We start from the raw sequence: 13407 nt of genomic DNA, 5'->3' as shown, positions 1-13407 counted from the left end.
CGTGAATTCCGCCGGGTCCGATCTTATCGCGTTCACCGGGACGGATACGGCATGCATAGCGTGTCGTGCGTGACGACCACTTCAACCGGCCCCTCCATGGGGCAATTGCAGGAACAGGGACACGGCGACGGGCACGACTACGCGAAGGGCTCGCCGCACATCCGCCACCACAGCGTCCGCGAACGCGTGATCGCAGAACTGCACTCCCTGGTGGGGGAGGTCATCGACCTGAACGGGGAATGCCGGGTGCTGGAACTCGGCGCCGGGCACGGCACCTTCACCGATCACCTGCTGGCGGCCGGCGCCGATGTCGAGGTGACGGAGATGAGCGGGCCCAGCGCGGCCGTTCTGGGTCACCGCTTCCGGCACAACCCGAGGGTCGAGGTGATCCATGACCCCGACGGCCGGGCGGCCTGTGACGGTGGTGCCCCCCTCGGCGCTGTCGTGTGCATCTCTGTGCTGCACCACATTCCGGACTACCTCGGCACCGTCCAGCGGCTCGTCGAGCGCATCGTGCCCGGCGGTGGTTTCCTCAGCATCCAGGACCCGCTCTGGTATCCCCGACGGTCCGCAATTTCGATGGGCAAGGACCGCGGCGCCTATCTGCTCTGGCGGCTGGGGCAGGGAGAATTCCGCCGAGGTCTCGCCACCCGGATGCGCCGATTGCGCGGAGTGTACGACGAGACAAATGAAGCCGACATGGTCGAGTACCACGTCGTGCGCAACGGTGTGGACGAGGATGCCCTGCGCGGGCTGCTTGCTCCGGCCTTCGAGAAGACGGAGCTGCGGCGCTACTGGTCCACGCAGTCCGGAATGCTGCAACGCGTCGGTGAACGGATCGGGCCACCCAACATGTTCGGAGTCGCGGCCCGGAATCGTCGCTGAGCTCGCCTGCGCTGACAGGCCTGTCGGCCGGAATCCGTTCCGCCGCCCGCCCCTGCGGCGGCGGACGTCTTCCGGGCTTGCCGAAGAATTTCCGTGTGTCTGTTCTTCAGACCTGTCCTGCTCTGCTCACCGCCACGAGTGACTTCGGGAGTCCGGCAATACGTTCGGACCAGATCTCGGAGTGAGGGAAGTACCGGCGCATCCCGGTGAAGTCCAGCAGCTCCACCCACGCCGCGTCGTCGACGGCGGCTTTGAGGCCGGTGGACCTGGTGTGGCCGAAGGGCCAGCGGATCGAGACCTCGGCGCGTGCCCTGAGGGGGAGGAACTGGAATGCAGGGAAGAGCCAGTGCGGTTCGACAGGGAAGTACCGGTACGGGGTCTGAATCCAGTGCCGGTCCGACATCGCGTGTACCGTCTCGGCCAGGCGCAGCCGGTTGGCGTGACCGCCGACATGCTCCACGAGGGAGTTCGAGTACACGAGGTCGAATCGCTCCCTGACCAGCAGGTCGGGGAGTGCGCAAGCGTCACCGACCACGGCCGTGACACCCGGCTCGTCGGCCGACAGGGTCTTCGGATCCAGGTTGACGGTGACCACTCGGGCCGGTCTCACGGGGACGAGTCGCCACGCCTCGGGCACTCCACCGAGGTCGAGCACGCGCATGTCGCTCAGTGCCGGGAACCGTCGCAGCAGTTCTGCCCATCGCTTGGTACGGGCCCGGTGGGAGAGGGAGCCCGGCCTGCCGGGATCGCTGACCACGTTCCGGATCGATGTGCGTGCCAAGGCCGTCGCCGCTCTCATGCGTGAGCCGGCGGAAGGGGATGCGGCGCCGGACGCCCGCGCCCGGCCTGTCGCATCTGTCGCGTCTGTTGCACGCGTGGTCACGTCAGGCCTCCTGGGAGGGGCGCAAGGGCCGTTGCCGTTCCTGGTGCGGCGATTGGCTGATCACGTCGGGGGGCGGGGGCTGCCGCCCGAAGGCCGACACCCCTCGGGAACAGCGCGGCCGGTCGGACGGGACGCCCGGTGCGGCTACCTGCACCAGGTCATGGGGCTGAGAGACCCGAACACCGGGACCGGTGGGGCGTTTGGCGGCAAGGAGCCGCGTTCCCCGTACCGCGCGTGGGTTCGCGGTGCTCCCGCCGACCGCAGCCTGCCGAGTCACCCCCCACAGGAACCGCGCGTTGCCGAACACGTACCGCCGCCACAGGCGGCGCGGCTCGCAACCGAGACGGAACAGCCATTCCAACCCGTTGTGCTGCATCCAGAGCGGCGCCTGGCGCTTGGTGCCGGCGATGAAGTCGAAGGCCGCACCCACGGCCACGGCGACCACGGGCAGTTCGGCGCACAGGTCGGCGGCCCAGCGGTCCTGCTTGGGGGTGCCGAGGCCCACCCAGACGATGTCCGCCTCCGCTGCGCGGATGTCCTTCGCCTGCTGCCGCAGTTCTTGGGTGGTCAACGGGCGGAAGGGCGGAGAGCAGGTGCCGGTGATCCGGGCCTGGGGGAAGCGCCGGCGCAGTTCGCGGTGGAGTGCCCCCAGTACGTCGGGCGTGGACCCGAGGAGGTAATGGCGCAGGTCGGTGTGCTGGCTCAGGGCGAATACGTCCAGAAAGAGGTCGGGGCCGTAGACGCGTGTGCCCGGGAGGGTGTCGTCGCGGTGCAGAAGCTGGCTCGCCCAGGCGACTGACTGCCCGTCGGGCAGGTTCAGGGAGGCCGAGCGGAGGATGGCGCGCAGTTCGGGGTCCCGGTCGGCCACGGCGAGCGTGTAGGCGTTGGACAGGTGTACGTCACTGCCGCGCCGGCCGGTACGGCCGGTTCCTTCGGCGAGACCCTGCCGTGCCTCGCGCATCCGGCCGGCCAGGTGCACCACATGGCGGGCCGCACTGTCTCGGGTGTGCGCGGTGATGGGCACACCGAGGCACTCCACCACGGGGGCTGCCTTCAGCGGTGTCGCCCGACTGCTCGGAGGGGCGGTCATGAGCGGGCTCCGGAGCTCGGCGTGGATCCGGCGGGCCGTGGGCCGCTCCCGGCGTGTTCCTCGAGGGACAGACGTCGGCGGAAGTACGTGACGGTGTCGCACAGGCCGCGCTCCACGGGAGTCATGGGTTCCCAGTTCAGCAACTCGCGGGCCAGGGCGATGTCCGGGCGCCGCCGCTCGGGGTCGTCCTGGGGACGGGGGATGAGCGTGATCTCGGAGCGGGACCGGGTGAGCTTGCCGATCCACTGCGCCAGCTCCAGCATCGAGACCTCGTGGGGGTTGCCCAGGTTGACCGGTCCGCAGTGGTCGCAGGCAAGCATGCGCAGCAGGCCTTCGACCACATCGTCGACGTAGCACAGGGACCTGGTCTGGTTGCCGTCGCCGGTGACCGTGATCGGCTCCCCGCTCAGCGCCTGGCGGATGAAGGTGGGGATCGCCCGCCCGTCGTCCGGGCGCATCCGCGGCCCGAAGGTGTTGAAGATGCGCACGATCTTGGCGTCCACCCCGCGGCTCCTGCGGTACGCCATCGTCAGTGCCTCACCGAAGCGCTTCGCCTCGTCGTACACCGAACGCGGGCCCACCGGGTTCACATGACCCCAGTAGCTCTCCGGCTGAGGATGGATCAGCGGGTCGCCGTACGACTCGGAGGTGGAGGCCAGCAGGAAGCGGGCGCCCTTGGCGGCGGCCAGATCCAGGGCGTGCCAGGTGCCGGCCGAGCCCACTCGAAGTGTCTCCAGGGGCAGTCTCAGGTAGTCCGCGGGCGAGGCTGGTGAAGCCATGTGAAAGACGGCGTCCACCGGCCCCGGCTCGTCCAGGCCCTCGGTGATGTCCCGGTGGCGGAACTGGAAGCGCCGGTCGCCCGTGAGGTGCTCGATGTTCTCGGGACTGGATGTCAGGAAGTTGTCCACGCAGACGACTTCGTGGTCCGCCTGAAGCAGCCGTTCACACAAATGGGAGCCGAGGAACCCGGCCCCACCCGTCACTACCGCACGCATGCAGGTCCTCTCGGCCGCCCCGCCCAGGCTGGTGGCGAGGGCGAGCTTCGGTGTCATTGCCGAAACGTAGATCAATGTCGTGTTTCTATTTCTTAGTCAGGAATAGTCTGATTGAGACGTTCTGCGGGCCACAATGCGCCCGGACAAGGGCACGTTTCACCCGTTCTGCCGCAGAAGACGAAGGGATGCGCGATGCCGGTAACCGCTGCGAAGACGGCTTCTCACCGGCCGGTCCCCTGGGGGCGGGCACACGGGGGAGTCCGGGCCGGCAAGCGGCTCATCGACTGCGCGGGGGCCGCCGTCCTGCTCCTGTTCGTGGCGCCGGTGCTGATCGCCGCCGCCGTCGCGGTGAAGCTCGACAGTCCGGGCCCGCTGCTGTTCCGTCAGCGCCGCACCGGTTGGCGGGGCGAGGAGTTCCACGTCCTGAAGTTGAGGACCATGCACGTCGGTTCGGAGCGGTTGCGCGTCGCCATGGAGGAGTCCAACGAGGCCGGCGGGCATCTCTTCAAGATCCGCGAGGACCCGCGGGTGACCAGGGCCGGGCGCTGGTTGCGGCGTTACTCCCTGGACGAGTTGCCGCAGCTGGTCAATGTGCTGCGGGGGCAGATGTCCCTGGTCGGACCCCGTCCGCTCCCGGTCGTGGACTCGGCGTTCACCGGGGAGGCCCGGCGCCGCCTGCTGGTCCGCCCCGGGATCACCGGACTGTGGCAGGTGAGCGGACGGTCCGACCTCGCCTGGGAGGACGCCCTTCGTCTGGACCTTGAGTACGTCGACACCTGGTCGATCAGGCTGGACCTGGCGATCCTCTGCCGGACCCTCCCCGCGGTGCTGCGCGGTGACGGCGCCTACTGAGCCGGCTCCCGCGCGACGCGCGGAGGGTTCACCTCCACACCCCGCGCCCCACAGGGCGTCGCGGGAGCCTCACGGGCCCCAGCGAACGAGATCAGCCAGGGAGTGACATCAGATGTCCGATACTCGCCGTGGTGCGTCACGGGGGCAGGAACCCCCGCCCGGTGCGGAGCGGGCCCGATGGAATCCGCGCCGGTGCAAGGACTGGGCCCTGCCCGCCGTCATCGTCCGCCGGCTGCGCGACCGTCGCGTCAGGATGCCGCTGTACGCCGCGGCCGGACTGGTCCTGGCCGGTGCCGCCTGGATCGCGGTCACCGGAGTACTCGCCCGAAGCGAACTGCTGGCCGCCCAGCGGAGCCTGGAGACGCTGCGGCGGCTGCATCCCGCAGCGGCCCCGGCCACCGCCGCCGGCCCGCCCGCGGCGCAGGCCGCAACAGTGCAGGACGCGGTGCGCGACGCCACCGGCCACGCCGCCCGGGCTCATCGGCTCACGACCGGCCCCGCCTGGTTCCCGGCGGCTCATCTGCCGGTTCTCGGCGGCCCCTTCCGCACGGTGCGCGGCATCGCGGAGGCCTCCGACCGGCTGACCCACGACGTGCTCCCTCCCCTGGCGCGCACCGTCGCGGAGCTCGATTCCACCGGGACGGACGACGGCCGGCACCTGGACCTCTCCGCGCTGCGCCGGGTGGCTCCCCTTCTCGAACAGGCCTCGCGCAGCGCATCGAGGGTGCGTGCCGATATCGACGGCCTCCCGCACAGCACCTGGCTGCCGGCCACCGACCGGGCGCGCACCGAACTCGCCCGGCAGCTCGACCGGATCACCCCTCTCGCCCACGATGCCGCCGCGGCGGCCCGGTTGATGCCCCCGATGCTCGGAGCCGACGGACCGCGGCGGTATCTGGCGGTGTTCGAGAACACCGCCGAGGCTCGTGGAACGGGCGGGCTGCCCGGAGCCTTCGCGGTGCTCAGGGCGGAGCGGGGCCGGCTGAGCTTCGAGCACTTCGGCAACGACACCGAACTGAGCGAGGCTTATGCGGACGTCGACCTGGGAGCGGAGTTCGACGGGCTCTACGGTCCCAGCGCCCCGACCCGGACCTGGGTCAACTCCAACATGAGCCCGCACTTTCCGTACGCCGCGCGGATCTGGGCCGCGGCGTGGCAGCGGCACAGCGGCCAGAGGGTGGACGGCGCCTTCGGCCTGGACCCCGGTGCGATCTCCGGGCTCCTCACCGCCTCCGGCCCCGCCCGGCTGCCCGACGGGAGCGCCGTCACCGCCCACAACGTCGTGGATCTCAGCGAGCGCGCCAGCTACGCGCTCCACCCGGACATCAAGCGGCGCAAGGCGTACTTCCTCGACGTGGCGCGCGCGGTGGCCATCCGGCTGCTCGGCGCGTCGACGGACCCCACACGCCGGACCGCACTGTTCTCGGCACTGCACCGGCAGTTGGGAGAAGGGCGGATCAAGGTGTGGAGCGGGCACGCGGCGGAGCAGCGCGAGCTCCTGGCGCGGTCGTTCGGCGGAGCCCTGCCCGCAGGATCGGCTCCGCTGGCCGGACTGGTCGTCAACAACGCGGCGGGTACGAAGCTCGACTACTACCTCGACCGCCGACTCGTATGGGCACCGGGCCGGTGCGTCGACGGCCGGCGGGAGGTCACCGTGACCGTGCGCCTCGCCAACCGGGCTCCTGTCTCGGGACTCCCGCCGTACGTCGTCCAGCGGGTGGACGACCCGCCCTACGACACCCGGCCGGGTGACAACCGCCTCCTGGTGTCCTATTACGCCAGTGCCGGCGCCACCCTGTCCGGTGCCACCCTGGACGGACGCTCAGCTCAGCTCAGCCACGGCGCCGAGCGGGGCCACCCGGTCTTCACCCTCGACGTCGAGTTGCCCGCGGGCGCCGTGCGCACCCTCGTACTCCACTTGCTGGAGCGTCCGGCGGACCGTTCCGTCCACGTGCTGCGTCAGCCCCTGGTGCACCCCCTGCGGGCCAAGGCGCTCCCGAGCGGTCCGTGCACCGGCTGATCCGCCCGCTCAGCGGTAGGGGATCCGGTTCCGGGGCGGCAGTACCGGAACGCACGCCTCGCCGACGCCGATGGCGGCTTCGACCGACTCGGCCGTAGATGTCACGCTTTGGCGGTGTATCACGGATACGATCACGGAGCTCCCGAATAACAATATCGGCACCGTTCTGCACACCTGGGGTGGATACCTTGAATCTGTCCGACTACCTTCGGTTCCTGGTCAGGCGCTGGCGCATCATCGCGGCGCTGGGCCTGCTGGGAACAGCGGTCGGCGTGTTCGTCACCCACACCACCACACCGCAGTACCAGGCCACCTCGACCCTCTTCGTGTCGCTCCAGGACTGGGACGACACGGTCAAGCTCAATCAGGGCAACAGCTTCGCCCAGGCTCGCGTCCGCTCCTACGCGGAAGTGGTCACCAGCCCGTACGTGACCGAACCGGTCGCCGAGTTTCTGCGCCTGGACATGACGTCCTCACAGCTGGCCCGGAAGATCACCACAGAGGTGCCTCTCGAAACGGTACTTCTCAAGATCACCGTCACCGACACCGAACCGTCCCGGGCGGCCCGGATCAGCAACGCGGTCGCCCACCGCTTCGCCGAGGTCATCGCCAAGATCGAACGACCGGAGGGCGCCCGGCTCTCGCCCGTCCGGCTGAGCATCACCGAGCACGCCACCAGGCCCAAGACGCCGACCTCCCCGAACCTAATGCTCAACCTCGCACTCGGGCTCGTGGCCGGCCTGGGGCTCGGTACCGGCCTGGCGGTCGCGCGGGAGTCGCTGGACACCTCGGTGCGCAGCCGCAACGACCTCACCCGGTGTCTCGCCGACACCGGCGGACCGGCCGTACTCGGCAGCGTCGTCCTCGACCAGAGTGCCTCCCGGCACACGGTGGCGGCGGACGACGACGCGTTCGGCCGGCGGGCGGAGGACTTCAGACGGCTGCGCACCAACCTCCGGTTCGTCGACGTCGACGCTCCGCCCAAGGTCATCGCGGTCACCAGCGCGGTGCCCGCCGAGGGGAAGACGAGCATCTCGATCAACCTGGCGTCCTCCCTGGCCGAGTTCGGTTCCTCGGTCTGCCTGGTCGACGCCGACCTGCGGCGGCCCAGCGTGGCCTCCGCGCTCGGCCTGGTACAGGACGCCGGACTGACCACCGTGATGATCGGCCAGGCGAACGCCGAGGACGTGATGCAGTCGGCGGGCTCATTCTCGGTGCTGGCCAGCGGGGTGCTGCCGCCGAACCCCGCGGAGATGCTGGGCTCGGAGCAGTTCCGCGCCGTGGTGCGCTCGCTCGCCGGCAGGTTCGACCATGTGGTCATCGACACCGCGCCGGTCCTCCCGGTCGCGGACACACCGGCGATGGCCTCGGCGGTCGACGGCTACCTGCTGGCCGCCCGGTACGCGAAGAGCTCCCGGGGCCAGGTCACCGACGCCGTGCGCGCCCTGCAGGACGTCGGCGCCACTGTGCTCGGCAGCGTCCTCAACATGGTGCCCGCCAAGCGCGACAGCGAGCAGTACGGCTACGGGTACCGTCCCAAGACCTCGGGACGCCGGGAGCGGCTCCGGCTCCTGGCACGGCTCCCGCTCAGGCCCCAGCTGCGCCGCCGCGGCAGGCCGGCGACGATCGGCGCCTTCCCCGCGCCGGCCGCACCGACGGGACAGGACACCACGCCGGTGGCCGCCCAGGACGGCGGAGACCATCACTGACCGCGGGGAGGACGCCGCGGCCGGCCCGGGCCGCGCCCGGCGGGTGCCGCGCCGCCGGCCAGGCGGTCGTCGGCGCAGGAGACCCGGCAGGGCGGTTCGCGGCTCCCGGCCGATGGGCCGGTGCGGGCGGATGCGGGTACTGCCGGCTCTCGCGGCCACGCTCCTGGGCAGCTCGGCACTGCTCATCTCCTGTACGGCTGACCCACCGGTGCGCACACAGGCCGCCGCCGGGTCCGCCGCGGGGCCGGTCGAGCAACTGAGGGCCAGGGTCCTCGACGTCCTGCCCCACGACCCGAAGGCCTACACGCAGGGCCTGGAGATGGCCGGGCGAACGCTCTACGAGGGGACGGGCCTGGCGGGTGAGTCGTCGATCCGCCGGGGCCCGCCCGGCCGGCCTCCCGCCGTCCGCGCCGACCTGCCGGCGCCGCTGTTCGGGGAGGGGGTCACCGTCCTCGGACGGACGCTCTGGCAGTTGACCTTCCGGGACCACATCGCCATCGAACGGGACGCCGGAACCCTGGCCGAGCTGCGTCGTCTCCCCTACCCGGCGGAGGGCTGGGGCGTATGCCACCAGCCGGGGCGCGGGCGGCTGGTCACCAGTGACGGTTCCGCCCGGCTCACCCTGCGGGATCCGCGCACGCTGGCCCCGACGGGTGAACTGCTCGTCACTCTTCGAGGCCGTCCGGTGCCGCGGCTCAACGAGCTGGAATGCGTGGGCGACCGGGTGTATGCCAACGTCTGGCCCTCCGACCGGATCGTGCGCGTCGACACGGGCACCGGCGCGGTCACCGCTCAGATCGATGCCTCGGGGCTGCTGCCCTCGAAGGAGCGGCGGCCCGCCGAGGTACTGAACGGCATCGCCGCCATCCCGGGCACCGACGAGTTCCTGCTCACCGGCAAGCGGTGGCCGAAGATGTTCCGGGTGGTTTTCGTCGCCGGGTGATCCGGCCCCGGTCCGGCCGGCCCGGCCGCGCGGTGGCTACGTCCTCGGAGCCGCGCCGCACGCACTCCACCATCGGGAAGCGGAGCTCTGGCAGGTGCCGGTGCTGGAGAAGGTCCGGGCGTCGGGTTGCTCTCCGGCGATGGCGTCGCCCTCGGAGGAGACGTTCGGGCCCCGGCTCCGACCACTTCGGGTTCTCGACTCCGGTGGATCGTGGACGCGTCGGAGAACGCCTTCCGGCTTCTACTTCCGTCGCCGCAGCCCGCGCAGACCGAGCAGGGCGGCGCACGCCACGGCCACGGCGATGGCGCCGGTCCGGAGGTTGCCGCCGAGGTTGTCGCCGGCGGCGCCGTCGTCCCGTGCGGCCGAACCGCCGCTGCCCGACGAGGCGCTGGATCCACCGGGGGCGTCCTGTCCCTCCACCGGGCTGTCCGCCCCTTCGGCGCCGTACATCAGCCTCTTGCCGTCCGCGGTGTAGGTGACGGACTCCCCCTGGCCGAGGAACGGCACGCCGAGCCGCTCCTTCCGTTCGATCTTCCCGCCGTTCCAGTCGTACGCGATCGCTCCGAAGTAGCTGCGGACGACGAGGTGTTCGCCGTCCGGGGAGAGCGTGGCGTCGGTGGCCTCCAGGTCGGGGACGGCCGCGACGGGCCGGAACGTGTTCGCCCCGGAGGGGGAGAGCCGGGCCGGGCCCTCGTACAGGTGCCCGCCCTTCTCGTTCTTGTCGACGATGTAGACGCGGCCGGTCTTCGGGTGCACGACGAGGGACTCGGCGTCCCGAGCGCCGTCGGAGTACTTCACGACGTACTGCGTGGCCTTGATCGTCCGGTCGCGCAGGTCCTTGGGCTCGGGCAGCCGGTAGATCCAGACGTACGGCCAGGTGCCGCCGAGGTTGTCGCCGATGTCGCCGACGTAGATCTGGTTGTCCGGCCCGATGGAGACGGCCTCGACGTCGCGCGGGCTGCCCACGCCGGACAGGGTGATCGTGGCGACCGTCTCGCCGGTCGAGCCGTCGACGGCGTAGAGGTAGGCCCCGTCGTCGCTGTCGTTGTGGGTCCAGTAGATGCCGGGGTGCTGCCGCGAGGCCGCCAGGCCGCTGGACTCGGTGATGCGCGGGTCCTTGATCGTGAACTTCTCATCGCCGTCGGCGGCTGAGGCGGGCACGGCGAGAGCGCCCGTGAGAAGGGCCGCGGCGAGAAGGGCGAACGGTCTGCGCATGCCCCAAGCCTGCCATCCCGCCCGACCGTTCAGTGGGGCGTGGCCCGACTCACACTCCGCCGGAGGGCCTGATCGTCCATGATGAGCGGATGCTCAGGTTCATGCCCGTCGGTGACTCCATGACGATCGGAAGCACGGGCGAACACACATGGCGCTACCGGCTGTGGCAGCACCTGTGCCGTTCCTACGGCGGTCCCTTCGCCCTCGTCGGCCCGCGCGAGACGGTCTACGACCAGGCAGCCGGGGCCCCGGTGTCGTACGCCTACGCCGATCCGGACTTCCCGCGGGCCCACCTGGCCGGCTGGGGCGAGGGCTGGCAGCACATGGCGCCGCTGATCGGCGACGCGGTGCACTCATGCCGCGCGGACGTGCTCCTGGTCTCGCTCGGCCTCATCGACCTGGGCTTCTACACGAACGCCGAGCAGACCGCCGAGAACGTCCGGGCCTTCGTGGCCGAGGCACGAGCGGCGAACCGGCGGGTGGGCATGGTGTGGCTGCCGGTCACCCCGAACGTGCGCGCCCGGTCGGACGCGGCCTTCGCCACCGAGGTCGCCCGCTTCAACGAACTCCTCGCCAAGACGGCCGCGGACCTCGACGAGCCCGGCTCCCCCGTCCTGCTGGCCTCACCTCCGCCGTCGTACGACGTCGACACCGACACCTATGACGGCACCCACCCCAACGCGAACGGCGAACACAAGATCGCGGCGGCCTTCGCCGAGGCGATGCACCAGGGCTGGGCCCTGGCCGGTCCTTACGAGCCGTAACGCGCTCGCCTCCGAGCCCCGGTCACCGCCACGAGCATCGGGCCTCGCCCTCGGACGACGGCACCCTGAAGACGCGCGCGGCGCGGTGCGCTGAGGCCGGCCCCCTTCCCGGGCCGGTGCCCGGCCCCCACCGGGCCGCAGACGTACCCGAGTTCGCCCCGGCGAACGGCCCGGAGACGACGAACAGGTGCGGTGCGTAGGGGAAGCGTGGAGGAAAGCACGCTTCCCCGAGTACGTGCTTGCTTGGAGCGCACTTCAAGACGTTGGCTGGGACACCATGAAGTACACGCAGCTCGGACGCACGGGACTCAAGGTCAGCCGGCTCGTCCTCGGCACCATGAACTTCGGCCCGCAGACCGACGAGGCCGACAGCCACGCCATCATGGACGCGGCGCTGGACGCCGGCATCAACTTCTTCGACACCGCCAATGTCTACGGCTGGGGCGAGAACAAGGGCCGCACCGAAAGCATCATCGGCAACTGGTTCGCCCAGGGCGAGGGACGGCGCGACAAGGTCGTCCTCGCCACGAAGGTGTACGGCAACATGGGCGCCGACGGCCCGGCCTGGCCCAACCACGACAAGCTGTCCGCGGTCAACATCCGGCGGGCCGTGGACGCCAGCCTCAAGCGGCTCCAGACCGACCACATCGACGTCTACCAGTTCCACCACATCGACCGGGACACCCCCTTCGACGAGATCTGGCAGGCGATCGACGTCCTGATCCAGCAGGGCAAGATCCTCTACGTCGGGTCGTCGAACTTCCCCGGCTACAAGATCGCCCAGGCCAACGAGATCGCCGCCCGGCGCGGCGGGACCATCGGCCTGGTCAGCGAGCAGTGCCTGTACAACCTGGCCGAGCGGCGCGCCGAGATGGAGGTCGTCCCGGCGGCGCAGGAGTACGGCCTCGGCGTCATCCCGTGGTCCCCGCTGCACGGCGGGCTGCTGGGCGGTGTCCTCAAGAAGGAGGTCGAGGGCAAGCGCCGCGCCTCCGGCCGCGCGGCCGACGCGCTCGCCGACGCCGGCACCCGCGCGCGGATCCAGTCCTACGAGGACCTGCTCGACAAGCACGGCATCGAGCCCGGCGAGGCCGCCCTGGCCTGGCTGCTCACCCGCCCCGGCGTGACCGGCCCGATCGTCGGCCCGCGCACCGCCGAGCAGCTGGCCTCAGCGGTCCGCGCGTCCGAGCTGGAACTGTCCGAGGAGCTCCTGACGGGCTTGGACGAGATCTTCCCGGGTCCGGGCCCGAGCCCGGAGGCCTTCGCCTGGTGAACGCCCCGTGAGGGGCGGGGCTGGTCGGCGCGGCTCCGCCGCGCGGGCGCGACCAGCCCTCACCGGCCCGCGGCGGGGAAACGGCCGTCCGCGGTTCCCCGCCGCCCTACCTGCCCAGCACGGAAGCCAGGGCGACGGCGAGGAACATCAGCACGAGCACACCGGCCATGATCCGGTTGCGGGTTTTCGGGTCCACGGTACCGAGCCTAACCGGCGCCCCCGAGCGGCCAGCGCCCGACCGCCTCGTACCGGGGCTGCTCCCCGGCGACCCCGGACGTCGGAAGATTGCTGCGCACCAGGCACAGCTCGCGCACGGTCCAGGTCCGTCCGGTGAATCCCGCGAGGACGTCCAGCAAGGCCCGCACGTCCCCCGCCGCCCGGTTCCGCGCCACGGTCAGATGGGCCTTGTACCGCCGGTGCTCCCCCATCGGCACCCCCGCTTTGCGCGCCGCCGCCTCGGCCCGCTCGGCCAGCAGCCGGAGGGTCGCCAGGTCCCCTTCGGCCCCGGCCCACAGCGCCTTCCCGTGCCCGAACTGTCCCCCGCCCCGCACGGCCAGCGAGAACGGCTCGGTACGGCGCGCGGCACGCTCCAGCCGCTCCGACAGCTCCGGGACGAGGCCGTCGTCGACCTCTCCGTAGAAGGCGAGGGTGAAGTGCCAGCCGGGTCGGCCGGTCCAGCGCATGCCGTCGGCGCCGGGCAGGGCGCGCAACTCGTCCACCACCGTGCCGAGTTCACGGCACACCTCGTCCGGGGGCAGCACGGCCGCGAAGAGTCTCATGG

At 71.2% G+C, this 13407-nt stretch carries 12 protein-coding genes; 7 read left to right on the top strand and 5 right to left on the bottom strand.

Annotated features, from left to right (window positions below; translation table 11 throughout):
* Positions 1–69 precede the first annotated feature (69 nt).
* Entirely contained in the window at positions 70–885 is an 816-nt protein-coding gene (locus ABTX62_RS23630) for a class I SAM-dependent methyltransferase (protein ID WP_352118055.1), read from the top strand.
* A 106-nt stretch (positions 886–991) separates the two neighbouring features.
* Here the strand turns inward: ABTX62_RS23630 and ABTX62_RS23625 are convergent, their stop codons facing one another.
* From ABTX62_RS23625 to ABTX62_RS23615, 3 genes are all read right to left on the bottom strand, one after another.
* The gene (locus ABTX62_RS23625) at positions 992–1642 is read right to left on the bottom strand and encodes a class I SAM-dependent methyltransferase (protein WP_352118054.1); all 651 of its coding nucleotides are present in this window, start codon (positions 1640–1642) and stop codon (positions 992–994) included.
* A 127-nt stretch (positions 1643–1769) separates the two neighbouring features.
* Entirely contained in the window at positions 1770–2858 is a 1089-nt protein-coding gene (locus ABTX62_RS23620) for a WecB/TagA/CpsF family glycosyltransferase (RefSeq protein WP_352118053.1), read from the bottom strand.
* On the bottom strand, positions 2855–3853 hold the full coding sequence (locus tag ABTX62_RS23615) for a UDP-glucuronic acid decarboxylase family protein (RefSeq protein ID WP_352118103.1): 999 nt from the start codon (positions 3851–3853) through the stop codon (positions 2855–2857). The genes ABTX62_RS23620 and ABTX62_RS23615 overlap by 4 nt, the downstream gene beginning before the upstream one ends.
* 192 nt (positions 3854–4045) lie before the next feature.
* Here ABTX62_RS23615 and ABTX62_RS23610 point away from each other — a divergent pair, with 192 nt between their 5' ends.
* The 4 genes from ABTX62_RS23610 (at position 4046) to ABTX62_RS23595 (ending at position 9377) form a co-directional block, all read left to right on the top strand.
* Positions 4046–4705 carry a sugar transferase gene (locus ABTX62_RS23610; protein WP_352118052.1) on the top strand — a complete coding sequence of 220 codons (660 nt, stop codon included), beginning with the start codon at positions 4046–4048 and terminating at the stop codon, positions 4703–4705.
* A gap of 112 nt (positions 4706–4817) precedes the next feature.
* Positions 4818–6725 carry a DUF4012 domain-containing protein gene (locus ABTX62_RS23605; protein ID WP_352118051.1) on the top strand — a complete coding sequence of 636 codons (1908 nt, stop codon included), beginning with the start codon at positions 4818–4820 and terminating at the stop codon, positions 6723–6725.
* Positions 6726–6904: 179 nt separating this feature from the next.
* Entirely contained in the window at positions 6905–8434 is a 1530-nt protein-coding gene (locus ABTX62_RS23600) for a tyrosine-protein kinase domain-containing protein (RefSeq protein ID WP_352118050.1), read from the top strand.
* Between the two features lie 130 nt (positions 8435–8564).
* Positions 8565–9377 (top strand): glutaminyl-peptide cyclotransferase, encoded by an 813-nt coding sequence (locus tag ABTX62_RS23595; protein WP_352118049.1) that lies wholly within the window; start codon positions 8565–8567, stop codon positions 9375–9377.
* Between the two features lie 240 nt (positions 9378–9617).
* Here the strand turns inward: ABTX62_RS23595 and ABTX62_RS23590 are convergent, their stop codons facing one another.
* The gene (locus ABTX62_RS23590) at positions 9618–10592 is read right to left on the bottom strand and encodes a WD40 repeat domain-containing protein (RefSeq protein WP_352118048.1); all 975 of its coding nucleotides are present in this window, start codon (positions 10590–10592) and stop codon (positions 9618–9620) included.
* 89 nt (positions 10593–10681) lie between these two features.
* Between ABTX62_RS23590 and ABTX62_RS23585 the strand changes: the two genes are divergently transcribed.
* Entirely contained in the window at positions 10682–11356 is a 675-nt protein-coding gene (locus tag ABTX62_RS23585) for an SGNH/GDSL hydrolase family protein (protein WP_352118047.1), read from the top strand.
* A gap of 277 nt (positions 11357–11633) precedes the next feature.
* On the top strand, positions 11634–12626 hold the full coding sequence (locus ABTX62_RS23580; protein WP_352118046.1) for an aldo/keto reductase: 993 nt from the start codon (positions 11634–11636) through the stop codon (positions 12624–12626).
* Positions 12627–12832: 206 nt separating this feature from the next.
* Here the strand turns inward: ABTX62_RS23580 and thpR are convergent, their stop codons facing one another.
* Entirely contained in the window at positions 12833–13405 is a 573-nt protein-coding gene (thpR, locus tag ABTX62_RS23575) for an RNA 2',3'-cyclic phosphodiesterase (protein ID WP_352118045.1), read from the bottom strand.
* Between the last annotated feature and the right edge of the window lie 2 nt (positions 13406–13407).

The sequence above is a fragment of the Streptomyces sp. NPDC096046 genome (assembly GCF_040303285.1).
Lineage (GTDB): Bacteria > Actinomycetota > Actinomycetes > Streptomycetales > Streptomycetaceae > Streptomyces.
Note: the sequence above shows the minus strand (reverse complement) of the source record. Positions and strands in the feature narration are given on the sequence as shown.

Excerpts from the sequence above, each read along its gene's own strand:
- ABTX62_RS23620 (WP_352118053.1), bottom strand. The coding sequence starts at position 2,858 with ATGACCGCCCCTCCGAGCAGTCGGGCGACACCGCTGAAGGCAGCCCCC.
- ABTX62_RS23615 (WP_352118103.1), bottom strand. The coding sequence starts at position 3,853 with ATGCGTGCGGTAGTGACGGGTGGGGCCGGGTTCCTCGGCTCCCATTTG.
- ABTX62_RS23610 (WP_352118052.1), top strand. The coding sequence starts at position 4,046 with ATGCCGGTAACCGCTGCGAAGACGGCTTCTCACCGGCCGGTCCCCTGG.
- ABTX62_RS23605 (WP_352118051.1), top strand. The coding sequence starts at position 4,818 with ATGTCCGATACTCGCCGTGGTGCGTCACGGGGGCAGGAACCCCCGCCC.
- ABTX62_RS23595 (WP_352118049.1), top strand. The coding sequence starts at position 8,565 with ATGCGGGTACTGCCGGCTCTCGCGGCCACGCTCCTGGGCAGCTCGGCA.
- ABTX62_RS23590 (WP_352118048.1), bottom strand. The coding sequence starts at position 10,592 with ATGCGCAGACCGTTCGCCCTTCTCGCCGCGGCCCTTCTCACGGGCGCT.
- ABTX62_RS23585 (WP_352118047.1), top strand. The coding sequence starts at position 10,682 with ATGCTCAGGTTCATGCCCGTCGGTGACTCCATGACGATCGGAAGCACG.
- ABTX62_RS23580 (WP_352118046.1), top strand. The coding sequence starts at position 11,634 with ATGAAGTACACGCAGCTCGGACGCACGGGACTCAAGGTCAGCCGGCTC.
- thpR (WP_352118045.1), bottom strand. The coding sequence starts at position 13,405 with ATGAGACTCTTCGCGGCCGTGCTGCCCCCGGACGAGGTGTGCCGTGAA.